25 protein-coding genes are annotated in these 25,353 nt (G+C 65.7%); 17 read left to right on the top strand and 8 right to left on the bottom strand.

The features are described 5' to 3' along the window. Nucleotides 1-48 precede the first annotated feature (48 nt). From JTE92_RS16095 to JTE92_RS16125, 7 genes are all read left to right on the top strand, one after another. Nucleotides 49-972, top strand: coding sequence for a histone deacetylase family protein (locus tag JTE92_RS16095; protein WP_063237088.1), 924 nt, complete (start codon nucleotides 49-51; stop codon nucleotides 970-972). Nucleotides 973-984: 12 nt separating this feature from the next. Further along, on the top strand, nucleotides 985-1,788 hold the full coding sequence (locus tag JTE92_RS16100; protein ID WP_063237089.1) for an enoyl-CoA hydratase: 804 nt from the start codon (nucleotides 985-987) through the stop codon (nucleotides 1,786-1,788). Nucleotides 1,789-1,953: 165 nt separating this feature from the next. Continuing rightward, a complete protein-coding gene (locus JTE92_RS16105; protein WP_063237090.1) occupies nucleotides 1,954-2,988 on the top strand; it encodes a methionine ABC transporter ATP-binding protein in 1,035 nt (344 codons plus the stop codon). Next, the gene (locus JTE92_RS16110) at nucleotides 2,978-3,631 is read left to right on the top strand and encodes a methionine ABC transporter permease (RefSeq protein ID WP_042884496.1); all 654 of its coding nucleotides are present in this window, start codon (nucleotides 2,978-2,980) and stop codon (nucleotides 3,629-3,631) included. The genes JTE92_RS16105 and JTE92_RS16110 overlap by 11 nt, the downstream gene beginning before the upstream one ends. 32 nt (nucleotides 3,632-3,663) lie before the next feature. Continuing rightward, the gene (locus JTE92_RS16115) at nucleotides 3,664-4,461 is read left to right on the top strand and encodes a MetQ/NlpA family ABC transporter substrate-binding protein (protein WP_063237091.1); all 798 of its coding nucleotides are present in this window, start codon (nucleotides 3,664-3,666) and stop codon (nucleotides 4,459-4,461) included. 240 nt (nucleotides 4,462-4,701) lie between these two features. Continuing rightward, nucleotides 4,702-5,451, top strand: coding sequence for an electron transfer flavoprotein subunit beta/FixA family protein (locus tag JTE92_RS16120; RefSeq protein WP_063237092.1), 750 nt, complete (start codon nucleotides 4,702-4,704; stop codon nucleotides 5,449-5,451). A 20-nt stretch (nucleotides 5,452-5,471) separates the two neighbouring features. After that, entirely contained in the window at nucleotides 5,472-6,407 is a 936-nt protein-coding gene (locus JTE92_RS16125) for an electron transfer flavoprotein subunit alpha/FixB family protein (protein ID WP_029045693.1), read from the top strand. A 186-nt stretch (nucleotides 6,408-6,593) separates the two neighbouring features. Here the strand turns inward: JTE92_RS16125 and JTE92_RS16130 are convergent, their stop codons facing one another. Beyond that, nucleotides 6,594-7,898, bottom strand: coding sequence for a D-amino acid dehydrogenase (locus JTE92_RS16130; protein WP_063237093.1), 1,305 nt, complete (start codon nucleotides 7,896-7,898; stop codon nucleotides 6,594-6,596). A 108-nt stretch (nucleotides 7,899-8,006) separates the two neighbouring features. On the opposite strand from JTE92_RS16130, the gene JTE92_RS16135 reads away from it, so the two are divergent. Further along, nucleotides 8,007-8,510 carry an Lrp/AsnC ligand binding domain-containing protein gene (locus JTE92_RS16135; RefSeq protein WP_063237094.1) on the top strand — a complete coding sequence of 168 codons (504 nt, stop codon included), beginning with the start codon at nucleotides 8,007-8,009 and terminating at the stop codon, nucleotides 8,508-8,510. A gap of 80 nt (nucleotides 8,511-8,590) precedes the next feature. Beyond that, nucleotides 8,591-9,757 carry a PA0069 family radical SAM protein gene (locus JTE92_RS16140; protein WP_063237190.1) on the top strand — a complete coding sequence of 389 codons (1,167 nt, stop codon included), beginning with the start codon at nucleotides 8,591-8,593 and terminating at the stop codon, nucleotides 9,755-9,757. Between the two features lie 350 nt (nucleotides 9,758-10,107). On the opposite strand, the gene JTE92_RS16145 is transcribed toward JTE92_RS16140, so the two are convergent. The 4 genes from JTE92_RS16145 to JTE92_RS16160 all read right to left on the bottom strand — a co-directional run bounded on the left by JTE92_RS16145 (nucleotide 10,108) and on the right by JTE92_RS16160 (nucleotide 12,858). Further along, nucleotides 10,108-10,614 carry an NINE protein gene (locus JTE92_RS16145; protein ID WP_063237191.1) on the bottom strand — a complete coding sequence of 169 codons (507 nt, stop codon included), beginning with the start codon at nucleotides 10,612-10,614 and terminating at the stop codon, nucleotides 10,108-10,110. A 123-nt stretch (nucleotides 10,615-10,737) separates the two neighbouring features. Beyond that, on the bottom strand, nucleotides 10,738-10,896 hold the full coding sequence (locus tag JTE92_RS16150; protein ID WP_167525685.1) for a hypothetical protein: 159 nt from the start codon (nucleotides 10,894-10,896) through the stop codon (nucleotides 10,738-10,740). 255 nt (nucleotides 10,897-11,151) lie between these two features. Further along, a complete protein-coding gene (locus JTE92_RS16155; RefSeq protein ID WP_063237095.1) occupies nucleotides 11,152-11,556 on the bottom strand; it encodes a hypothetical protein in 405 nt (134 codons plus the stop codon). A 183-nt stretch (nucleotides 11,557-11,739) separates the two neighbouring features. Further along, nucleotides 11,740-12,858: a PQQ-dependent sugar dehydrogenase gene (locus JTE92_RS16160; RefSeq protein ID WP_063237096.1), complete on the bottom strand. Its 1,119-nt coding sequence runs from the start codon at nucleotides 12,856-12,858 to the stop codon at nucleotides 11,740-11,742. 153 nt (nucleotides 12,859-13,011) lie between these two features. On the opposite strand from JTE92_RS16160, the gene rpsP reads away from it, so the two are divergent. From rpsP to JTE92_RS16185, 5 genes are all read left to right on the top strand, one after another. Further along, complete coding sequence (gene rpsP, locus JTE92_RS16165) at nucleotides 13,012-13,263, top strand: 30S ribosomal protein S16 (protein ID WP_029045686.1); 252 nt, start codon at nucleotides 13,012-13,014, stop codon at nucleotides 13,261-13,263. A 151-nt stretch (nucleotides 13,264-13,414) separates the two neighbouring features. After that, nucleotides 13,415-13,999, top strand: a complete 585-nt coding sequence (gene rimM / locus JTE92_RS16170; RefSeq protein ID WP_232353344.1) for a ribosome maturation factor RimM — start codon at nucleotides 13,415-13,417, stop codon at nucleotides 13,997-13,999. 43 nt (nucleotides 14,000-14,042) lie between these two features. Beyond that, nucleotides 14,043-14,825 carry a tRNA (guanosine(37)-N1)-methyltransferase TrmD gene (gene trmD, locus JTE92_RS16175; RefSeq protein WP_063237097.1) on the top strand — a complete coding sequence of 261 codons (783 nt, stop codon included), beginning with the start codon at nucleotides 14,043-14,045 and terminating at the stop codon, nucleotides 14,823-14,825. 75 nt (nucleotides 14,826-14,900) lie between these two features. Then, complete coding sequence (gene rplS, locus JTE92_RS16180) at nucleotides 14,901-15,293, top strand: 50S ribosomal protein L19 (protein ID WP_063237098.1); 393 nt, start codon at nucleotides 14,901-14,903, stop codon at nucleotides 15,291-15,293. A 153-nt stretch (nucleotides 15,294-15,446) separates the two neighbouring features. Beyond that, nucleotides 15,447-16,127, top strand: a complete 681-nt coding sequence (locus tag JTE92_RS16185; protein WP_063237099.1) for a CoA pyrophosphatase — start codon at nucleotides 15,447-15,449, stop codon at nucleotides 16,125-16,127. A 21-nt stretch (nucleotides 16,128-16,148) separates the two neighbouring features. Here JTE92_RS16185 and JTE92_RS16190 read toward each other — a convergent pair whose 3' ends face one another. Then, a complete protein-coding gene (locus tag JTE92_RS16190) occupies nucleotides 16,149-16,994 on the bottom strand; it encodes a sulfurtransferase (RefSeq protein ID WP_063237100.1) in 846 nt (281 codons plus the stop codon). A gap of 216 nt (nucleotides 16,995-17,210) precedes the next feature. Between JTE92_RS16190 and dnaE the strand changes: the two genes are divergently transcribed. Further along, complete coding sequence (gene dnaE, locus JTE92_RS16195; protein WP_063237193.1) at nucleotides 17,211-20,726, top strand: DNA polymerase III subunit alpha; 3,516 nt, start codon at nucleotides 17,211-17,213, stop codon at nucleotides 20,724-20,726. Nucleotides 20,727-20,757: 31 nt separating this feature from the next. On the opposite strand, the gene JTE92_RS16200 is transcribed toward dnaE, so the two are convergent. Beyond that, complete coding sequence (locus tag JTE92_RS16200) at nucleotides 20,758-21,765, bottom strand: glycosyltransferase family 2 protein (protein WP_063237101.1); 1,008 nt, start codon at nucleotides 21,763-21,765, stop codon at nucleotides 20,758-20,760. A gap of 224 nt (nucleotides 21,766-21,989) precedes the next feature. Between JTE92_RS16200 and JTE92_RS16205 the strand changes: the two genes are divergently transcribed. Together JTE92_RS16205 and JTE92_RS16210 are read left to right on the top strand one after the other, a co-directional pair. After that, nucleotides 21,990-23,315, top strand: a complete 1,326-nt coding sequence (locus JTE92_RS16205) for an O-antigen ligase family protein (protein ID WP_063237102.1) — start codon at nucleotides 21,990-21,992, stop codon at nucleotides 23,313-23,315. Further along, a complete protein-coding gene (locus JTE92_RS16210) occupies nucleotides 23,312-24,115 on the top strand; it encodes a glycosyltransferase family 2 protein (RefSeq protein ID WP_063237103.1) in 804 nt (267 codons plus the stop codon). The genes JTE92_RS16205 and JTE92_RS16210 overlap by 4 nt, the downstream gene beginning before the upstream one ends. On the opposite strand, the gene JTE92_RS16215 is transcribed toward JTE92_RS16210, so the two are convergent. Continuing rightward, nucleotides 24,112-25,149: a glycosyltransferase family 4 protein gene (locus JTE92_RS16215; RefSeq protein WP_063237104.1), complete on the bottom strand. Its 1,038-nt coding sequence runs from the start codon at nucleotides 25,147-25,149 to the stop codon at nucleotides 24,112-24,114. The genes JTE92_RS16210 and JTE92_RS16215 overlap by 4 nt on opposite strands. Nucleotides 25,150-25,353 lie beyond the last annotated feature (204 nt).

The following is a 25,353-nucleotide window of genomic DNA, read 5'->3' on the forward strand; positions in this document are numbered from 1 at the left end:
CGCGCTGTGCTAACGTAGCGAATGGAGACCACCGAGCGACGATAAGAGATGCCGACAGGCTATTACACGCACCCCGAGTTCCAGCGGCACGAGATGGGGCATTTCCATCCCGAGTGTCCGGAACGCCTGCAGGCGATCGAGGATCACCTGATTTCGCACGGCCTGGACGGGCTGCTGGAGCGCCGCGAGCCAACGCCGGCCACGCGCGAGCAGATCGAACGCGTGCACCAGGCCAATTATGTCGATTCGCTGGAAAGCGCCAGCCCAGCCAGCGGCTACTACCCGATCGACCCGGATACGTCGATGAACGCCCACACCCTGAGCGCGGCCAGGCTGGCCGCCGGCGCCGCGGTGGCAGCGACCGATGCGGTGATCTCGGGCGAGTTCGAGAACGCTTTCTGCTGCGTGCGCCCGCCCGGCCACCATGCCGAGCCGGACCGCGCCATGGGCTTCTGCTTCTTCAACAACGTGGCCATTGCCGCACGCCACGCGCTGCAGGCTCACGGGCTGGAACGCGTCGCCATCGTCGACTTCGATGTCCACCACGGCAACGGCACCGAGTCCGCCTTCCGCGGCGACGAGCATGTGCTGATGTGCAGCTTCTTCCAGCACCCGTTCTATCCGTACAGCGGCACCGAGCACCTGGCGGCCAATATGGCGAACATCCCGCTGCCGGCCTACACCAACGGCATGGCCGTGCGCGAGGTGGTCGAGACCATCTGGCTGCCGCGCCTGCATGAGTTTCGCCCGCAGATGCTGTTCATTTCGGCTGGCTTTGACGCGCACCGCGAGGACGACCTGGGGCAGATGGGCCTGGTGGAGCAGGACTATGCGTGGATCACCGGCCAGCTTGTCGACGTGGCGCGCACGTACGCGCAGGGGCGCATCGTCAGCTGCCTGGAAGGCGGCTACAACCTGAGTGCGCTCGGCCGCAGCGTGCTGGCCCACCTGAAAGTCCTGCTGGAACGATAGGAGGCATCCGCCATGGCCGAGAACGATGCGCGCGTGGACGCGCCGCTGCTGACCGAAACGCGCGATGCCGCGGGCGTGGTCCGGGTGACCATGAACCGGCCCCAGGCCTTCAACGCCTTGTCCGAAGGCCTGCTGGACGCGCTGGCCGAGACCTTCCGCCGGCTCGCCGCCGACGACGCCGTGCGCGTGGTGGTGCTGGCCGGTGCGGGCAAGGCCTTCTGCGCCGGCCATGACCTGCGCGAGATGCGCGCGACACCGTCGCACGATTACTACCGGCGCCTGTTCGACCGCTGCACGCGCATGATGATGGCGATCCAGAAGATGCCGCAGCCCATGATCGCGCGGGTACAAGGCATCGCCACCGCGGCCGGCTGCCAGCTGGTGGCGATGTGCGATCTTGCCGTTGCCGCCGACGACGCGCGCTTTGCGGTGTCCGGCGTCAACCTCGGCCTGTTCTGCTCGACGCCGGGCGTGGCGCTGTCGCGCAACCTGCACCGCAAGCAGGCCATGGAAATGCTGCTGACCGGCGACATGATCGATGCCGCCACCGCGCGCGAGCGCGGGCTGGTCAACCGCGTGGTGCCGGCCGCCGCGCTGGACGACGAGGTGGCGCGGCTGGCCGCCAGCATCTGCGCCAAGCCGGCAGCGGCCGTGGCCGCCGGCAAGGGGCTGTTTTACCGCCAGCTTGAAATGGGCATCGAAGCCGCCTACCAGCTGGCCGGCCAGACCATGGCCTGCAACATGATGGAAGACTCCGCGCTGGAAGGCGTGCAGGCCTTTCTCGACAAGCGTGCGCCGTCCTGGCGTGGCGAATAGCCGACTTCACCGGCTTCTTTATGCTGTGTGTGCATAAAGACATCGGTAAAAATTCGTTTATGGTATGAAGCGAATCGCATAAAATACCGGCTTCACAAAAAATAAGTGCGGCAACAGCGCTCGAGACAACCTCGCCTGTTGCCGTTTTCTTTTGGTCACCTTTACATGATCGAACTGCAAGGACTGTCGCAGCGCTTCCCGGGCGCGTCTGGCGACGTGCATGCATTGCGGGACGTCAGCCTGTCGATTGCAGCGGGCGAAGTCTTCGGCATCATCGGCCGCAGCGGCGCCGGCAAGAGCACGCTGGTTCGCGCCATCAACCTGCTGAACCGGCCCAGCAGCGGCCGCGTCATCGTCGACGGCCAGGACCTGACCGCGCTGGACAACGGCGCGCTGCGCCTGGCCCGGCGCGAGATCGGCATGATCTTCCAGCATTTCAACCTGCTGTCCTCGCGCACCGTCTATGACAACGTGGCACTGCCGCTGGAACTGGCGGGCAAGCCCAGGGCGGAAATCGCCGCCACGGTGCTGCCGCTGCTGGAGCTGGTCGGGCTGTCGGCGCTGAAGGACCGCTACCCGGCGCAGATCAGCGGCGGGCAGAAGCAGCGCGTGGGCATTGCGCGCGCGCTGGCGAGCAAGCCCAAGGTGCTGCTGTCTGACGAAGCCACTTCGGCGCTGGACCCGGAAACCACGCGTTCCATCCTGGAGCTGCTCAAGCAGATCAACCGGGAGCTGGGCCTGACCATCGTGATGATCACGCACCAGATGGAGGTCATCAAGCAGGTGTGCGACCGCGTCGCGGTGCTCGAAGCCGGCCAGGTGGTTGAGCAAGGGCGCGTGATCGACGTGTTCCTGCGTCCGCAGCACGACGTCACACGCGCCATGATCGGCGATGTCATTTCGCAGGAGCTGCCGGCAAGCGTGCTCAAGCGCGTCGAAAGCCGGCTCGGCAACGGCCGCGACCACGTCTACCGCCTCGCCTTCACCGGCGAGGGTGTCGACCAGCCGGTGCTGGCGCAGGCGATCCGCCGCTACGGGCTGGACTTCAATATCCTGCACGGCCATATCGACGAGATCCAGGGCCAGGCCTTCGGCTCGCTCGCGATCATGGCCACCGGCGAGTTGGCCGACGTGAAGGCAGCCATGGAATACCTGCAGGCGCAAGGCGTCGTGGTGGAGGAGTTCGAGCATGTGGTCTGAAATGTCTGACCTGTTCCTGACCTCGTTCAACGAGACGCTGCTGATGGTGGCGATCTCGGGCGTGGTCGGCTCGCTGCTGGGCGTGCCGCTGGGTGTGCTGCTGCACCTGACCAACCGCGGCGGCGTGCTGTCGCACCCGCTGTTCAACCGCACCATCGGCGTGGTGGTCAATGCGGTGCGCTCGATTCCGTTCATCATCCTGCTGGTGGTGGTGATTCCGTTCACGCGCTTTATCGTGGGTTCGTCGATCGGCACCACCGCGGCGATCGTGCCGCTGACCATCGCGGCGATTCCGTTTATCGCCCGCCTGGTCGAAAGCGCGCTGCGCGAGGTCGACAAGGGCCTGGTCGAGGCCGCCCAGTCGATGGGTGCCACTACTGGCCAGATCGTATGGAAGGTGCTGCTGCCCGAGGCCATGCCCGGCATCGTCGCCGGCCTGACCATCACCTTCGTCAGCCTGGTCGGCTACTCGGCCATGGCCGGTGCGATCGGCGGCGGCGGCCTGGGCGACCTGGGCATCCGCTATGGCTACCAGCGCTACATCACCGAGGTGATGGTGGCGGTGGTGGTGATCCTCATCGTGTTCGTGCAGGCGGTGCAGAGCTTCGGCGACTGGCTGGTCCGGCGCATCAGCCACCGCTGAACCAAAACTTTCTCGAGATAGGAACGCACATCATGCAACGTCGCAACCTGCTGCAATGGATCCTCGGCGCCGCGCTCGGCGCGTCGCTCGCCACCGGCGCGATCGCCCAGGAAAAGCCGATCAAGATCGGCGTGACCGGCGGCCCGCACGCCCAGATCATGGAACAGGTGAAGAAGGTCGCCGCCAAGGACGGCCTGAACATCCAGGTGGTCGAGTTCAGCGACTACATCCAGCCCAACGCCGCGCTCGCCGCCGGCGACCTGGATGCCAACAGCTACCAGCACCTGCCTTACCTGGAAGCCCAGATCAAGGACCGCGGCTACAAGTTCACGCACATCGCCTATACCGTGACCTTCCCGATGGGCGTGTACTCCAAGAAGATCAAGTCGCTCGACCAGCTCAAGCAGGGCGCGCGCGTGGGCGTGCCCAACGATCCGACCAACGGCGGCCGCGGCCTGCTGTTGCTGCAGAGCAAGGGCGTGATCAAGCTCAAGCCCAACGCCGGCCTGAAGGCGACCCCGCTGGACATCGCCGAGAACCCGAAGAAGATCCGCATCGTCGAGCTGGACGCCGCGCAGCTGCCGCGCTCGCTGGATGACCTGGATGCCGCCGCGATCAACGGCAACTATGCGGAATCGGCCGGCCTGTCGCCGACCAAGGACGCGATTGGCATGGAAGGCCCGAAGGGTCCGTACGCCAACTTGATCGCGATCCGCGAGGCCGACAAGAGCAAGCCGTGGGTGGCCAAGCTGGTGAAGGCATACCATTCGCCCGAAATCAAGCAATACGTCACTTCGACCTTCAAGGAATCGGTCATCACGGCCTGGTAAGCGTTGAAAAGCCGGTTGTAAAGCCTTGGTCACTTTGCGGGTTTCATCCAATCAGACGATCCCCGCAGGCCAGGGTTTGCGGCACAATCTCCTGACGGCTGGTGGCTGCCGGGCTATGCCCGGCATCATTTTGCCGATAAAATAGTACGATCGTTCGAAAAACAGGAGAGCCGCCCACCCGGTGGTTATAATGACGAGCGAACAAAATTTCTGACTATCAGCTATCAGTGGAGTGAGCGCATGAAAGTACTCGTCGCAGTCAAGCGGGTGGTGGATTACAACGTCAAGGTCCGCGTCAAGGCGGACGGCACCGGCGTCGATCTGGCCAACGTCAAGATGAGCATGAACCCGTTCGACGAAATCGCCGTGGAAGAGGCCGTGCGCCTGAAGGAAGCCGGCGTCGTCACCGAAGTCGTCGCCGTCTCGTGCGGTGTCACGCAGTGCCAGGAAACCCTGCGCACCGCGATGGCCATCGGTGCCGACCGCGGCATCCTGGTGGAGTCGAATGAAGACCTGCAACCGCTGGCCGTGGCCAAGCTGCTGAAGGCGCTGATCGACAAGGAGCAGCCGCAACTGGTGATCCTGGGCAAGCAGGCCATCGACGATGACTCGAACCAGACCGGCCAGATGGTGGCCGCGCTGGCCGGCCTGCCGCAAGCCACGTTCGCCTCGAAGGTGGTGGTGGCCGACGGCAAGGCCTCGGTGACCCGCGAAGTCGACGGCGGCCTGGAAACGCTGTCGCTGACGCTGCCGGCCGTGGTGACGACCGACCTGCGCCTGAACGAGCCGCGCTACGTCACGCTGCCGAACATCATGAAGGCCAAGAAGAAGCCGCTGGATACCGTCAAGCCGGAAGACCTCGGCGTGGACGTGAAGCCGCGCCTGTCGACCCTGAAGGTGGTCGAGCCTGCCAAGCGCAGCGCCGGTGTGATGGTGCCGGACGTCGCGACGCTGGTGCAGAAGCTGAAGAACGAAGCCAAGGTTATCTGAGAGCGCGGGGGAGAAATAACATGACTGCACTCGTCATTGCTGAACACGACAATCAATCGATCAAGGGCGCCACGCTGAACACCGTGACCGCCGCAGCCCAATGCGGCGGCGACGTACACGTGCTGGTGGCCGGTTCCAACGCCAAGGCTGCGGCTGACGCCGCCGCCAAGATCGCCGGCGTGACCAAGGTCCTGCTGGCCGACGCCGCCTACTTTGGCGACGGCCTGGCCGAAAACGTGGCCGAGCAGGCACTGGCCATCGCCAACGACTACTCGCACATCCTGGCGCCGGCCACCCCGTACGGCAAGAACATCCTGCCGCGCGTGGCCGCCAAGCTGGACGTGGCCCAGATCTCTGAAATCTCCAAGGTCGACGCTCCGGACACCTTCGAGCGCCCGATCTACGCCGGCAACGCCATCGCCACGGTCAAGTCGGAAGACAAGATCAAGGTGATCACCGTGCGCGGCACCGCGTTTGACGCCGCCGCCGCCGAAGGTGGCTCGGCCGCCGTCGAAACCCTGCCGGCCGTGGCCGACGCGGGCGTTTCGCAGTTCGTCTCGCGCGAAGTGGCCAAGAGCGACCGTCCGGAACTGACCGCCGCCAAGATCATCGTCTCGGGTGGCCGTGGCGTGGGTTCGGGCGAGAACTACACCAAGGTGCTGACGCCGCTGGCTGACAAGCTGGGCGCCGCGCTGGGTGCCTCGCGCGCCGCCGTGGACGCCGGCTTCGTGCCGAACGACTACCAGGTCGGCCAGACCGGCAAGATCGTCGCGCCGCAGCTGTACATCGCCGTCGGTATCTCGGGCGCGATCCAGCACCTGGCCGGCATGAAGGACTCCAAGGTGATCGTCGCGATCAACAAGGATGCCGAAGCCCCGATCTTCTCCGTGGCCGACTACGGCCTGGTGGGCGATCTGAACACCGTGGTGCCGGAGCTGGTGGCCGCGCTGGGCTGATGCCGTCAGCTTGCCGGCCGTGAGGTGGATGATACGGCCGGCAATGTTCGCAAAAGGAGCCGTTCCCGGGATTTCCCGCGAACGGCTTTTTTGCGTCTGGTGATGGCTACGGGGAGGTCCGCGATATCAGCAAACAAAAAGGGCGGCCCGCGGGGCCGCCCTTGTGTCGTCTATGCGTGGTCGCTGTCAGGCATGCGCCGGCCGTGGCGCCAGGTGATGGCGCGTGGGCTTGAGATAGCGTCCCACCGACAGGTCATCGGCACGGATCGCCGGTGAAGTCCCGGAAACCAGGTCCGACAGCAGCTTGCCGGAGCCGCAGGCCATGGTCCAGCCGAGCGTGCCGTGCCCGGTGTTCAGCCACAGGCCGCGTACCTGCGTCGGGCCGACGATCGGCGTGCCGTCCGGCGTCATCGGGCGCAGGCCGGTCCAGAAGGTGGCCTGGCTGACATCGCCGGCGCCGGGGAACAGGTCGGTGACCACGTGTTCGAGCGTGCGGCGCTTGGCCGGGTCGAGGCTGCGGTCATAGCCGACGATCTGCGCCATGCCGCCGACGCGGATGCGGTCGTCGAAGCGGGTGATGGCGACCTTGTAGGTTTCATCCAGCACCGTCGACACCGGGCTGCGCGAGGCGTCGCTGAGCGGCACCGTGATCGAGAAGCCCTTGAGCGGATACACCGGCAGGTTGGACATGCCCGACAGGAACGGCTTCACCAGCTGCGTCGACCAGCTGCCCAGCGCCACGACCACCAGGTCGGCGGAGATCGGCTCGCCGTTGACCACCGCGCCGGTGACGGCATCGCCCTGTGTCATCAGGCTGTCGATCGAGCGGTTGTACAGGAACCTGACGCCCAGCATCTCGGCCATCTGCGAAAGCCGTGTCGTGAACAACTGGCAGTCGCCGGTTTCATCGTTGGGAAGGCGCAGGCCGCCGCTCAGCTTGTGGCTGACTGCGGCCAGCGCCGGTTCGCTCGCGGCGAGTTCTTCGCGCGAAAGCAACTGGTAGGGCACGCCGGCTTCTTCCAGCACGGCGATGTCCTTGGCCGCGCCTTGCAGCTGCTCGTCGGTGCGGAACACCTGCAGCGTGCCTTGCTGGCGGCCTTCATAGGCGATGCCGGTTTCCGCGCGCAATGCGCGGATGCAGTCGCGGCTGTATTCGGCCAGCCGCACCATGCGCTCCTTGTTCGCGGCATAGCGCTCGGCGCTGCAGTTCAGCAGCATCTGCCACATCCATTGCAGCTGGAACAGCGTGCCGTCCGGACGGATGGACAGCGGGGCGTGTTCCTGGAACATCCACTTGATCGCCTTCAGCGGCACGCCCGGGGCAGCCCACGGCGACGCATAACCCGGGGAGATCTGCCCCGCGTTCGCAAAGCTGGTGCCAAGTGCGGGCCCGGCCTCGCGATCGACGACGGTCACTTCGTGACCGGCCTTGGCCAGGTACCACGCACTGGTGACGCCAATGACGCCACTGCCAAGTACGAGAACGCGCATTTCGGGGGCTCCCAACTACGATGTCAGGTTGAAGAAGGATTTATCTCTATACTATTGAAATCAATCCAGTCATAGTTATCGAATTTCTCAGGAAAACAGGAAAAACTCATGAGAACGAGTCGCCAGCCCATACGCACCCTAGACCGGCTCGATCGCAGGATCCTGACGCTGCTGCAGGCCGACGGAAGGATCTCGATGAAAGACCTGGCGGAGGCGGTCGGCCTGACCATCACGCCCTGCATCGAGCGGGTCAAGCGCCTGGAGCGCGATGGTGTCATCATGGGCTACTACGCGCGGCTGAACCCTTCCTTGCTGGGCAGTGCGCTGCTGGTATTCGTCGAGATCTCGCTGGGCAATAAATCGGGCAATATGTTCGAGCAGTTCCGGCGCGAGGTGCTGCGCATTCCGGAAGTGCTGGAATGTCACCTCGTGTCGGGCGATTTCGACTACCTGATCAAGGCGCGCATCCGCGAGATCGGGGAATACCGGCGGCTGCTGGGCGACATCCTGCTGCAACTGCCCGGCGCCGCGCAGTCGAAAAGCTATGTCGTGATGGAAGAAATCAAGGAAACGCTGGCAATCGCGGTCGAGGACAAGAGCCAGCCGACCTGACCACCCAGGCCAGGCGAACGATGCCGGCAACCATGAAGCGCCCCACCAATCCTCCTGAAGACACGGACACCGATGCCGATATGGAGGCGGCCCCACGGCCGCCCGTCGCGCGCAAGGGACGCGGCGCGGTCAGCAACCTGCAGGGACGCTTCGAGCGAGACCAGCGCGAGGCCTTCGACGACGGCTGGGGTGCTCCGGCCATGGACGAGCCATCCGCCGCGGCAAGTCAGGGGCATCCGGAGGATACCTCCGGCGCCGCGCCGGCGCCGGAAATGCCCTTGCCGCCGCTGCGCACGCAGGTACGCATCGAACGTGCGCGTTCGATCCTGACGCGCAACGCGTCGCCGGATATCCCCTTCGACGTTTCGCTGAACCCGTACCGCGGCTGCGAGCACGGCTGCATTTACTGTTTTGCGCGGCCCACGCACGCCTACCTTGACCTGTCGCCGGGGCTCGACTTCGAAACCCGGCTGTTCGCCAAGGCCAACGCGGCCGAGAAGCTGCGCGAGGCCCTGGCTCGCCCCTCATACCGCTGCGAAACCATTGCGCTCGGCGTCAACACCGACGCCTACCAGCCGATCGAGCGCGAGCAGCGCATCACCCGCGGCATCCTCGAGGTGCTGAGCGAGCACGACCATCCGGTCGCGCTGATCACCAAGTCTTCACTGATCGAGCGTGATATCGACCTGCTGGCGCCGATGGCTGCCAAGCGGCTCGCGGTCGCCGCGGTCACTATCACCACGCTGGATGCGGACATTGCGCGCACGCTCGAGCCGCGCGCGGCGACGCCGTCACGCCGGCTGCGCACGATCCGCACGCTGACCGACGCCGGCATCCCGGTGGGCGTAAGCATTGCCCCGGTGATCCCGTTCATCACCGAGCCTGACCTGGAGCGTGTGCTGGAAGCGGCGCGCGAGGCGGGCGCCGTCTATGCGAACTACATCGTGCTGCGGCTGCCATGGGAGGTGCGGCCGCTGTTCGAGGAATGGCTGCTGGCACATTTCCCCGACCGCGCCGAGCGGGTCATGAACCGCGTTCGCGACATGCGCGAAGGCAAAGCCTACGATGCCAGCTTTGCCACGCGCATGCGGGGCACGGGCGTGTGGGCGGACCTGTTGCGCCAGCGCTTCTACAAGGCCGCCGACCGGCTCGGCTTCCGCTATAACCGGTTCGAACTGGATACTTCGCGGTTCCGGCCACCCGCGGGACCAAGCGGCAAGGACGATCCGCAAGGTTCCTTGTTCTGAGCGGCTTCGGTGGCCTGCTGGTCGCCGATCATGCGGCTGGCCAGGTCCAGCGCGGCCTTCGCGCTCGATGGCGGCAGTCCGGAGGACAGCGCCAGCCTGACGGCGATGGCTGCCAGGCGTCCTTCGTCATACGTGGGCATGTCGATTGGTGCTCCTTTGCGCCGCCAGAGCCACGCTCCGCCGCGCATGTCGCCGCCAGGATCGGACGGTTTTATCAGTATGGGCGATTTGCAAGAAAGAGGAGCTGCCGATTGCGCCCGCATTGACCTCGCGCAAATGCCGGCTGCACTTAGCGCCCGCCTCGGTGCCCGGGTAAATTCCAGCAGGGTGGCATGGCGCCGCCGCCGTGGCTATTGCGACAGCTCGCGCGCCGCCTCGACCTGCGATTCGAAGAAGGTCTGGAAGCTGATTGCCAGCCCCGCCATCAGCAGGCCGGTGCCGATCAGCAGCGACAGGATCACCAGGATCACGACCGGCCAGCCGGAGCGCGTGGGCTTGCCATGGGGATTGAAGCGCGCGTCCCACTTGTCGTCCGGGCGCAGGCCATAGACGATCGCGGCCAGGAAGGCGCTGATGACCGAGACGCCGCCGGCAACGGCGAACGTCCAGTTGAGCGCGGGGGTCCCGGCATCGGTCGCCATCGAGGCAATACCGATGGCGCCCGCCAGCAACGCCAGCAGGTGAGCCCAGCCGTACACGTCGCGCAGCCCGCCCAGGTAAAAGCGGTGCGCCCCGAGGCTGCCGAACAGGAACGCCAGCGCGACCGTCAGCAGCTTGGACTTGCCGCGGGCCGGGATGGGAGCGCGGATGGTGGCGGGAGGGGTGGTGGCGGGACTGGCTGGCGTGGCGGCAGGCATGGCGTAGGGGCGTGCGTGGCAGTTCAGGTAAAACGGCGGCACACGCGTGCCTGCCGGCAGTCATTGTACGCCGACGGTCACGGCCAGGGAGAGGAAGTGCATCAGCAGACGCGCGGGGCGACGCTAATGCCAGCCGCCTGCGAGCAGGCTCTTGATAAAGGTGGCGGCGTGTTCGCTGATGTGCGTTTCGCCGTAAAGAACCAGGGTAAGGAAACCCATGAACAGGACGGACAGCGATAACTGGCCGGCGTGTTCGGCCAGGTCGCTAAGCAGGGGTGACATGACAAACCTCACAGAATTATTGTCATTCTGGAGGCTGCGCCCGAGCTGTCGTGATCGGGTCCGACAGGAGGTGTCGGGCAGAGGCAGGTCAGTTCGATTGCCGTCTGCACTGGACGGCACGCTGTGAGCCCCGGGCAGCGCCGGGCGGCAGCCTGTGTGCGGCACCCGGAAAGTGGGGCACACACTCAGATACAGACAGTCGGAGCGCGGCGCGAGTTCCGCAGTGAGTTCGCGGGACGCCGGCCACCAGGCGAATCAGCGTCCGCCGTTGTCGCGGCCGCGCGCCTGCCAGCCGGGCCCCACGTTGGTGGGGCGTGAGTCGTTGCGGTTGTCGGCAGGGTCGCTGCGCTGATCCTGGGCCCGCGCGCGGTTGTCGTCGCGAGCGCCCTGCATGGCGGCTGCGCGGCGGCCGTTCAGGCGGTCGTCGGCACGGGCGCGGGCTTCCATGCGGTCGATCTGCGCCTGTACGTGATCGCGGCTTTCGGCGCGCACGCTGGCGACCTGCCAGCCGTCGCCGGCCTTAAGCCGCACCGGCCGGGCGTCGGCACGGCCTTGTTGCCAGAACGCGACCTGGGCATGACTGGCGGCTACCGCGCCGACCAGGCCCGAGGCCACCAGGATGCCAGCCACCAGGTCGCGCAGGAGAGAGCGGGTGAGCATGCGGATTCCCTGGTCCCTGTCGCGCTAAGTTGCTGTTGGAAGATGGGTTCATGGTACGCATGGGCCATCGGGTCGCGCTATGCCAAGCGCGTTACCGGTGTAACGGATTGTTTCGGACGCACCGCCCTTGCCTTTCCCTCGTGCTTTGGCTGTTTTGCGGGCTTCGCGCGGGCCGTCCCCCGCCTACGGCGCGTAGCGGATCCGGTAGATCGCGCCGGCCAGGTCGTCGCTGACCAGCAGCGAGCCGTCAGGGGCGACCAGCACGTCGGCCGGGCGTCCCCAGGGCCGGCCGCGCAGCCATCCCTGGGCAAACACTTCCTGTCGGACTGCCTTGCCGGACTCGTCCAGCACCACGCGCACGACGCGGTAGCCGGATGGCTCGCTGCGGTCCCAGCTGCCGTGTTCGGCGATGAACACGTTGTTGCGGTACGCCGGCGGGAACTGGTTGCCGGTGTAGAAGCGCATGCCGAGCGCGGCCACATGCGCGCCCAGCCGCGCCACCGGGCCGACAAACTCCGAACACGCGCGCTGGCTGCCGTACTCGGGGTCGGCGACGTTGCCGGCATGGCAGTACGGATAGCCGAAATGCTGGTTGGCCGCGGTGACGCGGTTCAGCTCGTCGTCCGGCACGTCGTCGCCCATGCGGTCGCGGCCATTGTCGGTGAACCACAGCTCGCGCGTGGCCGGATGCCAGTCGAAGCCGACGGTATTGCGCACGCCGCGGGCTACCACCTGCAGGTCGCTGCCGTCGGGCTTCATCTTCATGATGTTGGCGTAGCGGTTCTCGTCCTTTGCGCAGATATTGCAGGGTGCGCCGACCGGGACATACAGATATCCGTCCGGCCCGAAGGCGATGAATTTCCAGCCATGGTGCGTCTCGGTGGGAAAGCGGTCGCTTACCACCACCGGCTCGGGCGGATTGTCCAGGCGGGCTTCGATATGATCGAAGCGTACGATCCTGGACACGGACGAGGCGTACAGGCTGCCATCTCGCAGGGCCACGCCGGCTGGCATGCGCAGGCTGCTGGTGATGGTCCGCACGCGCGGCCTGGCGCCGAGCGCGTCGGTCACCGCGTAGACCTTGCCCTCCCGGAGCGTGCCGACGAACAGCGTGCCCGCCGGTGACAGCGCCATGGCGCGTGCGCCCGGCACGTCCTGTGTCAGCACCTCGATACGGAAGCCGGCCGGCAGCTTGATCTGATCGAGTGGCAGCGCCGCTGCCGCGCTGCCTGCCAGCAGGATCACGGCGAGCAGGGCGGACTGCCGCACGGAACGAATCAAGAAGTGCAGATGCGGACGCATGTCAGGCCTCCTGTCGCGGTTTTTGCCACGATGCCTGCACGGCACCGGCACGTCAATCGCCTAAGTGTTTGTTTGGCCTCGGAAACTGGGCTATACTCTTGCGTTTCGTGTTCGTTTGAACACCCGGACACCCGTTTTCTGAGGAATCATCCCATGGTCGTTATCCGTCTGGCTCGCGGCGGCAGCAAGAAGCGCCCGTTCTTCAACATCGTCGCTACCGATTCGCGCAACCGTCGCGATGGCCGTTTCATCGAGCGCGTTGGCTTCTACAACCCGCTGGCTTCGGAAGGCGAAGAAGGCCTGCGCCTGGCGCAGGATCGCCTGGCCTACTGGCAAGGCGTTGGCGCCCAGCTGTCGCCGACCGTTGCCCGCCTGGTCAAGCAAGGCGCCAAGGCTGCGGCCTGATTACCGCCGGTCCATCGGACTGAGCGAACTATAGCGTGCCCGCAAGGGCACGTTCTTCGTTGCGCACGTGACTGAACGCAAGCAGCGGCCGCTGAACCGGCCGCAGGACCCGCAAGGCGAGGCCCTCAAGGCCCCTGCCAAGGCCCTCAAGATGCCCGCGGCGCTGCTGTATGCCGACGCCCTGCCGGAGGACCTGGTGGAAGTCGGCTATGTCGGCGCAGCCTACGGTATCCGTGGCTGGATCAAGGTCCAGCCACATGCCAATGACGCGTCCGCCCTGCTGCATGCGCGTCGCTGGTGGCTGCTGGCGCCGCCGCAGGCGGGGCTGGTGGCGGCCGATGCGCAGCAGGCCCAGCCGGTCTGCGTGAAGATCGCGCAGTCGCGCGAGCACAGCGGCACGGTGGTGGCGAATGCTGCCGGCGTTGCCGACCGCAATCTTGCGGAAGCGCTGCGGGGCCGTCGCGTGTGGATCCGGCGTGCGGATTTTCCGGCGCCGGAAGACGATGAGTTTTACTGGGTCGACCTGATCGGCTGCAGCGTCAGCAACGAGCAAGGCGAGTTGCTGGGCGAAGTATCCGGCCTGATCGACAACGGTGCCCACCAGATCCTGCAGATCGCGTACGCGCTGCCGGACGGCAAGGCCGGTGAACGGCTGATCCCGTTTGTCGATGCGTTCCTGCGCACGGTCGATACCGCCGGCAAGCGCATCGTGGTGGACTGGGGGCTCGATTACTGACCCCGGCACCGAGCCCGGCTTGTGCCCAGGAGGGGGAGAGCGGATGCAGTTCGATGTGATCACGCTGTTTCCCGAGATGTTTCGTGCGCTGACCGACTGGGGCATTACCAGCCGGGCGGCCAAGCAACAGCGGTATGCGCTGCGCACCTGGAATCCACGCGATTTCACGGTCGACAACTACCGCACCATCGACGATCGCCCCTATGGCGGCGGCCCCGGCATGGTGATGCTGGCCAAGCCGCTGGACGATGCGATCGATGCCGCGGTGGCAACGCAGGCGCAGGCCGGCGTGCCGCAGCCGCACGTGGTGCTGATGTCGCCGCAAGGCAAGGCGCTGTCGCACGCCAAGGTGATGGAGCTGGCCGAACGGCCTGGCCTGGTCCTGCTGTGCGGCCGCTACGAGGCCATCGACCAGCGGCTGATCGACCGCCGCGTGGACGAGGAAATCAGCCTCGGCGACTTTGTGCTGTCGGGCGGCGAACTGCCGGCGATGGCGCTGATCGACGCGGTGGTGCGCCACCTGCCCGGCGTGCTGGGCGACGCGCAGTCCGCAGTGCAGGACAGCTTCGTCAACGGCCTGCTGGATTGTCCGCACTACACGCGGCCGGAAGAATATGAAGGCGTGCGGGTGCCCGAGATATTGCTCGGGGGCCATCACGCCGAGATCGAGAAATGGCGGCGCCAGCAGGCGCTGGCCAATACCGCGAGAAAGCGCCCCGACCTGATCGAGGCGGCTCGCGAACAAGGTTTGCTGTCCCGCGCCGACGAGAAATTCTTGTCGGAATGGGCGGCGAAGGAAGGGCGGGAGGCAACTCCCGCCAGGTAAAACCCCATCCTCTGCCGGGGCCCGGGACATGCCTGGGGCATACAACGCCGGCACGATGGTTACGGAGAAAAAACGATGAACCTCATCGAGCAGATCGAGAAGGAAGAGATCGCGCGTCTGACCGCGAACAAGACCATCCCCGCATTCGCACCCGGCGACACCGTGATCGTCAGCGTGAACGTGGTGGAAGGTACGCGCAAGCGCGTGCAGGCCTACGAAGGCGTGGTGATCGCCAAGCGTAACCGCGGCCTGAACTCGTCCTTCATCGTGCGCAAGATCTCGTCGGGTGAAGGCGTGGAACGTACGTTCCAGCTGTACTCGCCGCTGATCGCCGGCATCGAAGTGAAGCGCCGCGGTGACGTCCGCCGCGCCAAGCTGTACTACCTGCGCCAGCGTTCGGGCAAGTCCGCACGTATCAAGGAAAAGCTGGTGTCGAAGGCTGCCGCCGCTGCCAAGGCTGCGGAGTAAGCCGGACCTGCCGGCCGGGGCAACCCGGCCGGCATTTCCTCAGGAAGGGCACCCGCTGGGTGCCCTTTTTGCATTGGCCGCATTGGCGCACTGGCAACAGCCCGATTTTGCTGCGGCGCCGAATTGCGCGCTTCTGTCATACTTGCAGTTGTTATGCGTCCCGCCTTCGATCCCGAAACCCTTCCCGTCGTCGACACCGACCTGCGCAATGCGCCATTGAGCGAGCCGCGCCTGCAGGTCGACTTCATCCGGCACCGCTTCGAGTTGCCGCCGGCCTGGGCGCCGGAGCTGACCGACGAATCGCGCGTCTACGACCGCAGCCGAGGCCTGCGCGATGCCGCCGTGCTGGTGCCGCTGGTGGAGCGTCGCGATGGCCTGACCGTGCTGCTGACCCAGCGCAATGCCAACCTGAGCGCGCATGCGGGGCAGATCAGTTTCCCCGGCGGCAGGCAGGAGCAGTGGGACACGAACCGCATCGACACGGCGCTGCGCGAAACGGAAGAAGAGGTGGGCCTGGCGCGCAACTACGTGGAAGTGCTGGGCGCGCTGCCTGACTACATCACCGGCACGGGGTTCCACGTCAGCCCGGTGGTCGGCCTGGTGCGCGATGGATTCACGCTGCGCCCGGATGCCTCGGAAGTGGCCGATGTCTTCGAGGTGCCGCTCGCTTTCCTGATGAACCCGTCACACCATGAGCGGCGCCTGTTCCGCTGGGTCGACGGCGAACGCCTGTTCTACGCCATGCCCTATCCGCGCGAGGGCGGCGGCCACCGCTTTATCTGGGGCGCCACCGCGGGCATGCTGCGCAATCTCTACCACCTGTTGGCGGCCTGAGCGGCCGCCCCCGGTCTTCTGTCAGGCTGCGGCCTGCTTCGTGCCGATGCAGTGCGGGCAGCTCTTGCCGATCACGTAGTGCGGGCTCTGCTGTTCTTCCGGCGTGACCACGGCACGGCAGGCGAAGCACTGCTTGGGGCCGGCGGGCTCCAGGTTCGGGTTCAGCGCGGTGCGGTAGTCGAAGACGAAGCAGTCACCGCGATAGTGGCTGCCGCCGACTTCCTCGAAGTACTTCAGGATGCCACCCTCGAGCTGGTACACGCGCTCGACGCCGACTTCCTGCATGTGGATCGCGGCCTTCTCGCAGCGGATGCCGCCGGTGCAGAACGACACCACGGTCTTGCCTTCCAGCTCTGCCCTGTGCGCGGCGACGGCCTCGGGGAATTCGCTGAACTTGGCGATGTCGTACTCGACCGCGTCTTCGAAGGTGCCGACCGCCACCTCGAAGTCATTGCGCGTATCGAGCATCACCACCGGGCGGCCCTCATCGTCATGCCCCTGGTCCAGCCAGCGCTTCAGGTCCACCGGCCGCACCGACGGCGCGCGGCCCTCTTCGGGGCGGATCAGCGGCATCTTCATGGTGATGATTTCCTTCTTGGCACGCACCAGCATGCGCTTGAAGGGCTGGTTCTCCGACAGGCTTTCCTTGGGCGCGATATCGGCGAAGCGCGCGTCGGCATGCAGCCACGCCATGAAGCCATCGATGGCTTCGCGCGGGCCGGCCAGGAACATGTTGATGCCCTCGGGCGCGAGCAGGATCGTGCCTTTCAGGCCGGCCGCTTCGCAGCGCTCGCGCATGGCCGGGCGCAGGGTCTCGATGTCGTCCAGCGAGACGAATTTGTAAGCGGAAATATTGACGATCTGCATGAGGGACGGCGCCTGCACGGCAGCGCCCGCAAAGGCGGGAAGGGCGCTGGCGGCTTGCGATAACTGCCTGACAGGAAAGGCGAAATTATAACGCGGGCGGGCGCTCCTGCCGCGCATTCCCAAGCACCCCGATCAGCTTTGCGCAGCGGCCGGCACGCGTCGGCTGCACGCAATATTGGAGGCCGGCAGGCGGGTCGAGCCGGTACAATGACGCCCATGTCCGCACCCCGCTTCGTCCACCTCCGCCTGCATTCCGAATACTCCGTCGTGGACGGCATCGTCCGCCTCGACGACGCCGTCAAGGCCGCTGCCGCCGATGGCATGGGCGCGCTTGCCCTGACGGATCTTGCCAACGCCTTCGGGCTGATCCGCTATTACAAGGAAGCGCGCGGCAAGGGCGTGAAGCCGGTGGTCGGGGCCGATGTCTGGCTGACCAATGCCGAAGACCGCGACAAGCCCGCACGCCTGCTGCTGCTGGTGCAGGACCGGCGCGGCTACCTGAACCTGTGCATGCTGCTGTCGCGCGCATGGCTGGGCAACCAGCACCGCGGCCGCGCCGAGATCGATCCCTCGTGGTTCCTGGAGCCGGGCGAGGACGACATGCCGCTCGCCACCGGCCTGATCGCGCTGTCCGGCGCGATGGGCGGCGATATCGGCATGGCGCTGGCCAACGGCAATGCCGATGGCGCGCGCCGTGCCGCGCAGCACTGGGCATCGGTGTTCGCGCAGCGTTTCTATATCGAGTTGCAGCGCGCCGGCCATGCCGGCACCGATGCCTACGTGCAGCAGGCCGTGCAACTGGCGGCCGAACTGCAGTTGCCGGTGGTCGCCACGCATCCGGTGCAGTTCATGACGCCGGACGACTACACGGCGCACGAAGCGCGCGTGTGCATTGCCGAGGGCGAGCTGCTGGCGAACCCGCGCCGCACGCGGCGCTTCACCACCGACCAGTACTTCAAGACGCAGGACGAGATGTGCGCGCTGTTCGCGGACATCCCCTCGGCGCTGGAGAACGCGGTCGAGATCGCGCGCCGCTGCAACCTGACGCTGGAGCTCGGCAAGCCGCGCCTGCCGCTGTTCCCGACGCCGGACGGCATGTCGCTGGACGACTACCTCGTCTTCATGGCCAAGGACGGCCTCGAGAAGCGCCTGGCGGTGCTGTTCCCGGACGAGGCGGTGCGCGAAGCAAGGCGCCCGGAATACTACGCACGGCTGGAGTTCGAGACCGGCACCATCATCAAGATGGGCTTCCCGGGCTACTTCCTGATCGTGGCGGACTTTATCAACTGGGCCAAGAACAACGGTGTGCCGGTCGGGCCCGGCCGGGGCTCCGGTGCCGGTTCGCTGGTCGCGTATGCGCTGGGCATTACCGACCTCGATCCGCTCAAGTACGCACTGCTGTTCGAGCGTTTCCTGAACCCGGAACGGGTATCGATGCCCGACTTCGATATCGACTTCTGCCAGCACGGCCGCGATCGCGTGATCACGTACGTGAAGGAGAAGTACGGCAAGGACGCGGTGTCGCAGATCGCCACCTTCGGCACCATGGCTGCCAAGGCCGCGGTGCGCGACGTGGGCCGCGTGCTCGACCTGGGCTATGGCTTCGTCGACGGCATCGCCAAGCTGATCCCATTCAAGCCGGGCAAGCTGGTCACCATCGAGGAAGCGAAGAAAGAAGAGCCGCTGCTGACCGAGCGCGAGAACAACGAGGAAGAAGTGCGCCAGCTGCTGGAGCTGGCGCAGCGCGTCGAAGGCATGACGCGTAACGTCGGCATGCACGCCGGCGGCGTGCTGATTGCGCCGGGCAGGCTGACCGATTTCTGCCCGCTGTACACGCAGGGCGCGCAGAACGACGGCATGAGCGGTGTCGTCAGCCAGTATGACAAGGACGATGTCGAGGCCGCCGGCCTGGTCAAGTTCGACTTCCTGGGCCTGACCACGCTGACCATCCTCGACTGGGCCGAGCGCTATATCCGCCGCCTGGACCCGAGCAAGGCCGACTGGAACTGCAGCCATATCCCGCTCGACGACGGCCCCGCCTTCGACATCCTCAAGACCGCCAACACGGTCGCCGTGTTCCAGCTGGAAAGCCGCGGCATGCAGGGCATGCTGAAGGACGCCAAGCCTGACCGCTTCGAGGACATCATTGCGCTGGTGGCACTCTACCGCCCGGGCCCGATGGACCTGATCCCCAGCTTCTGCGCGCGCAAGCACGGCCGCGAGAAGGTGGAGTATCCCGATCCGCGCGTCGAACCCGTCCTGAAAGAGACCTACGGCATCATGGTCTACCAGGAGCAGGTGATGCAGATGGCGCAGATCATCGGCGGCTACTCGCTCGGCGGCGCCGACCTGCTGCGCCGCGCGATGGGCAAGAAGAAGCCGGAGGAGATGGCGCAGCATCGCGTCATGTTCCGCGAAGGGGCCGACAAGAACGGCCTGTCCTCGCAGCAGGCCGACGACATCTTCGACCTGATGGAGAAGTTCGCGGGCTACGGCTTCAACAAGTCGCACGCGGCCGCGTATGCGCTGCTGGCGTACTACACCGCCTGGCTCAAGGCCCACCACCCGGCCGAATTCATGGCAGCCAACATGTCGCTGGCCATGGACGACACCGACAAGGTCAAGATCCTTTACGAGGACTGCAAGCTCAACAAGATCGCGGTGCTGCCGCCGGATGTCAACGCCAGCGAATACCGCTTCGCGCCGACGGATCCCAAGACCATCCGCTATGGCCTGGGCGGCATCAAGGGCAGCGGGCAGGGTGCGATCGAAGACATCCTGCGCGCGCGCGAAGAGGGTGGCGCGTTCAAGGACCTGTTCGACTTCTGCGAGCGCGTCGACCGCCGCCAGGTCAACCGCCGCACCATGGAAGCACTGATCCGCGCCGGCGCCTTCGACGGCCTGAACGACAACCGCGCCCAGCTGCTGGCGTCGGTGCCGATCGCCATGGAGGCCGCCGAGCAGAAGGCCGAGTCCGCCAATCAGGTGTCGCTGTTCGACCTGATGGGCGATGCCGGCGAAGCGCACCGCCCCGAACTGCTCGACGAACCGCGCTGGAGTCCCAAGCGCACGCTGCAGGAAGAGAAGCAAGCGCTCGGCTACTACTTCTCCGGCCACCTGTTCGACGCCTACCGCGACGAGGTGCGCCGCTTCAACAAGGGCACGCTGGCCTCGCTGGAAAAGGAAGTGCAGGGCAACGGCGGCGGCTTTGGCCGCGACGTGCGCGGCAAGACCATCGCCGGCGTGATCAGCGGCATGCGCACGCAGATGACGCAGCGCGGCAAGATGCTGATCGTCACGCTGGACGACGGCACCGGGCTGGTCGAGATGACGGTGTTCAACGAAGTCTTCGACGCCAACCGGCAGATGTTCCGCGAGGACGAGCTGCTGATCGCCACGGGCAATGCCCGGCACGATACCTTTACCGGTGGCGTGAGGTTTACCGCGGAGTCGGTGATGGACCTGACCGCGGCACGCATCAGGTTCGCCAGCGCCGTGCGGCTGGCGATGAATGGCAATTCGTCGACGGGCATGCTGCGCGAGTTGCTGATGCCGCATCTGGCGCGCGCCAATAACGCACAGGGCTTGCCGGTATGTATTCGCTACGAGGCCAGGACGGCGTCGTGCGAAGCCGTGCTGGGGCCGGACTGGCAGGTGGTGCCGTCCGACGACGCACTGGCCGCGCTGCGGCAGGCGCTGTCGCCGGAGAGTGTGAGCACTATGTACGACTGAGCAGGGCGGACGAAGCTGCTTCCGGGCGGTTTCAACTGCGCCTGAACAGGTTGCCCAGGAAGTAGAACGGCGCGTAGGCCGCCGGCGCCGCGGCGTACAGGAACATGCGAACCCGGTGGCCGAGCGTGACGCGCCGTGCGCCAAGCAGGATCCTCAGCCGCGCCATATTGTCAGGGGCGGCAAATACATCGGCGGTGTACTGTTCACGGGCCAGCTTGTGCGCCTTGAGCCGGCGCATGGCATCGCCATAGCCGGCACGTTCGGCGTCTTCGATGAACTGCAACGTTTCCGCCAATGAACTGCGATTGGTCAGCCTGATGCGGCGGACGAAATCCGCAGGTGTGCGCCATCTGCGCTTGCCCGAGGTGCCGCCGCGGCGGTAGTGCACCAGCGGCCGCCGCAGATTGTATGCGCCCCCCAGCAGCGATGCCCGCAAGGTCGTGATCTGGTCTTCCGAAATCATGCCGGGTGCGATCGGGCCGAAGCGGTCGAACATGGTTCTCGTCCAGGTATGCGATGCACCGATGACATGGGGAGGGTGTTCCGCCCAGTATTCGAACGAACGATAAGAACCAAGCTCACTGTGCCTGATTTCGCCATGAAGCGTGCCGTCATACGCCATGTCGATGAGATCGGTCGCAATCAGGTCGGGCTTGCGGTCTTGCGACAGCCACGCCTGCACCACCTCGCTGCAGCGGGTGGGTAGCGAGAAGTCGTCCGCTGCGGCGACAAAGATGAGTTCGCCGCGCGCCTGGGCCACCAGCTTGCTCAGGTGTCCGCTGATCCCAAGGTTGGCGGGATTGCGCAGCAGCGACACCTTGTGCGGGCCGGCGTACCCTTGCAGCGCACGTTGTGCGGCGCCATACGTACCATCGGTGGAAGCGTCATCCGAGACAAGGATTTCAAGTTTCGGGTAGTCCTGGGCCAATGCGCCGCGGATTGCCGCTTCAACGAAATCCTGCTGGTTATAGGCGATCACGAGCATCGAAACCAGCGGGAGCGCTGCTTCGGTGGCCTTGTCGCGATGAGGCAATTCCATCACAAATCCCTGGATAGACAAGCGCGCAAGATACCACGCCGCGTCACGCCCTGGATCGGCAGTCCGGTTACCTCAGATTGGTATAATGCGCGGTTTTGCAGGGTGATTGGTCCGGCGGCAGTTGCCGCGCTTTATCTGCACGCTATTTGCGTCGTAAATATTAGAGATGTAACGCCCTGTATCAACGCCCCGTCAAAGCGAGCCAATCAGATAGAAGTACCCGGATGCAAACGAACAGTTTCGCCATTCGCATGGCGGCAATTGCTGCCGCCTTGTCGCCATTCCTGATCCTTACCGTGCAGGGGGGCGCCGGATACTGCTATTTCGCGGTTTTTGCTGCCGGCCTGCTTTGGCTGCGGGACGCCGCCAACCGACAGGCGGGTTGGCGCTTGCTGGGCGAGTACAAGTGGTACGTGCTCGCGATGATGGCCTATCCGGCCGTCGTGCTGCTGCAGCAGGTGGCCGGCGGTTACCTGCTGCCGCGCGCGCTGGACGCGCCGGCGCGATTGCTCCTGATCCTCCCTGGCTTCCTGCTGATGTGCGCCGTGCCGGCGAGCCAGTTGCGCGCGATCCAGATCGGTTGTGCGCTGGGAGCGGTCAGCGCGGCGTGCTGGTCGGTGCTGGTACTGGTTTCGCCCGCCGATTGGGTCATTTCCGGCCGCGCCGGCAATCCATTCACCAACCCGATCCCGTTCGGGGACACGGCAATACTGCTGGCCTTCATGAGTGCCGCGCCGCGCCGCGAAAGCGGCAGTTCCCCGGCATGGGAACGTGCGCTGCGGCTGTTCGGGCTGGCTTGCGGCCTGTTCGCATCGTTTGTCTCCGGCAGCCGCGGAGGCTGGATTGCGGTGCCGATCATGCTGTGGCTGCTGACCATGCACCTGCGCCGCCAGCACACCGTATCGCCGGGACTGCGCATCAGCGCGATCGTCATCATGACGCTGGGCCTGACTGGCATCGCCAGCACGCCCATGTTCCACGAACGCATGAACGCGGCGATTTCCGATTTCGACAAGATGGCGCATGGCGATTCGAGTACGTCGATCGGCATGCGGCTGCAACTATGGGAGGCATCCTGGACGCTGTTCAAGGAGCATCCCGTGCTGGGCGTGGGGCGCGGGCGGCTTGAGGCATCGTTGCAGGAAATGGCCGACCAGGGGCGTATTTCCGAGCAGATCGTCAACGCCCATGCGCATAATGAGATTTTTTCCACGATGGCGGAAATGGGCAGCATGGGCCTGATTGCGCTGTTCCTGCTTTATTTCGGCTCCAGCTATTACTTCTGGCGGCATCGCCGCTCCAGCGACCCACCGACTGCCACGGCTGCAACCATGGGGCTGGTGGTGACCTTCGGCACCATCGTATTCGGCCTGACCATCGATGTATTCACGTTGATCATGAATGCAGCGTTCTATGCGCTCACCACGGCAACACTGCTGGGTATCATCGCCAACCGGCGCGCGGCACTGGCCGCGGCCAACGCATGCCAGCTCGGGCGCGGCACATTCCAGCCAGCCCACTTTCCCTTGAAAGGTAACACCCCAACATGACCGACACCCGCGCGACCATCAGCGTGATCATCGTGGCGATGAACGAGGCGCATGATATTGGCGACTGTCTTGCCTCAGTGCGCGACTGGGCAACCGAGATGATCGTGTTCGATTCCGGCAGCACCGACGGCACGCAGGACATCTGCCGCAGCTACGGCGCACGGGTGTTCGAGACCGACTGGCCAGGCGATGGCCCGCAGAAGAACCGCGCGCTCGACCAGGCAACCGGGGAGTGGGTGCTGTGTCTCGATGCCGACGAGCGTGTGGGCGACGAACTGCGCGCGGAGATTTTTGCAGTGCTCGAGGGCCGTGCTCCGGATCCCTCGCACGTGGCCTATTCCATGCCCCGGCGCTCCAGCTTCTGCGGCCGTTTCATGAAGCACTCCGGATGGTGGCCGGACCGCATCACGCGCCTGTTCCGCCGTGGCAAGGGCCGTTTCACCGATGTGCGCACGCATACCCATATCGAGCTGCAGGGCACCACGGGGCGCCTCAGGCACCCCATCATCCATATCAGTATCCCGACGCTGCACGAGGCGCTGGACAAGAACAATGTCTATTCCAGCGAAGGCGCCAAGACCATGTACGAGCAGGGCAAGCGCTCTTCGCTCGCGAAGGCGATCGGCAAGGGCCTGTGGGCCTTCCTGCGCACTTATATCTTCCGCTTGGGCGTGCTCGACGGCCAGGAGGGCTTCATGCTGGCCGTGGCCAACGCCGAAAGCACCTACTATCGCTATCTCAAGCTGATGCTGATGTGCAAGGCCGCGGACAAGGCGGCCCGGCAGGTTTACACCGCCTAGAACAGCCGTCGCAGGCCGTCCAGGTGGGCGGCCAGGCCCGGATCGTAGGCGATGTGGCGGCACGGCTGCGCCACACGGGCGGCACCGCTGGCGGCCCAGCCGGCCGCGGCGGCCAGCGTGGCCCGGATGCTGGCCGGCTCGGTCCGCGAAAAGCGCCGCGAGGCCTGGTCGTCCAGGACTTCCAGGCAGGCGATATTGTCGGCCAGCAGTGCCGGCGTGCCGCACAGTACGGATTCGATCGCGACCAGGCCGAATGGCTCGTAGCTTGACGCCAGCACGGTGAAATCCGCAGCGCGATACAGGTCCGCCATGTTCTTGCAATAGCCCAGTTCGCGCACAGCCGGCAACGATCCATGTACCGCACGCCCCGCCACCGCGATGACGCCGTTGATGCCACTGCCGGCGAGTGCCTCGGCGAGCGGCCGCAAGCCTTTGCGCTCGTGGTCCGACGAAGGGAATAGGAATACCAGTTCGTCGCCGAACCCGAACTGCTGGCGCAATGCCGCCCGCGTGGCGTCGTCTACAGGGCTGAATCGCTCCGGGTCCACGGGAGGATAGAGCAGGGCAATCCTGGATTCCGGCAGCCCGTACAACGACTGCAGTTCCCCGGCCATCAGCTTCGAGTGGGCCACTACATAACGCGCGGCCTCGTAATGCCGGGTTTCCAGGGAAATCTGCGCCCGGTCCCTGGCCGTCGGGTTGCGTCCTGCAGTGCGCAGGAAGCCGCGATGGGTGCCACCGCACACGGCGATGTCGGCGCCGACGATCCGGTTGCAGCCGATCAGCACGTCGCAATGCCGATGGGCATTGCGCATGCCCCAGGAGAATGCCGCGTCCCGGAAGCGGCCCGGCAGCCACCGGACGTGCACCGTATGGCGGTCGACGGCGCCGAATTCCGGCACGTCGGTATCGAAGCGCCGCGCAAAGACCGCGGGGCGGTCGCCGGCAGCCAGCAGGCCGCGCACCAGGTCCAGCGCGTAACGCTCAAAACCGCCGCCGCGGCCAAGGCGGTTGCAGGAAATTCCGATCTTCATTCAGGCTGATTCCGTTGACAGTCGGTCTGTTGCGGCTGCGTGCCCGGGAGGTGTGCCGGGAGGGCAATCCACTATAATCGCGTCTTTGCCATTTCCAGCCGGCAAAAGGTGCCGGGGGATGCCCCGGAGCGGGCATGCGTGCGGCCATGGCGCCGCATCAGGCGCTGCCGCGCACGGCCTCGCGTTGCCGGGCGGCGCGAGTGC

The sequence above is a fragment of the Cupriavidus oxalaticus genome (assembly GCF_016894385.1).
Lineage (GTDB): Bacteria > Pseudomonadota > Gammaproteobacteria > Burkholderiales > Burkholderiaceae > Cupriavidus > Cupriavidus oxalaticus.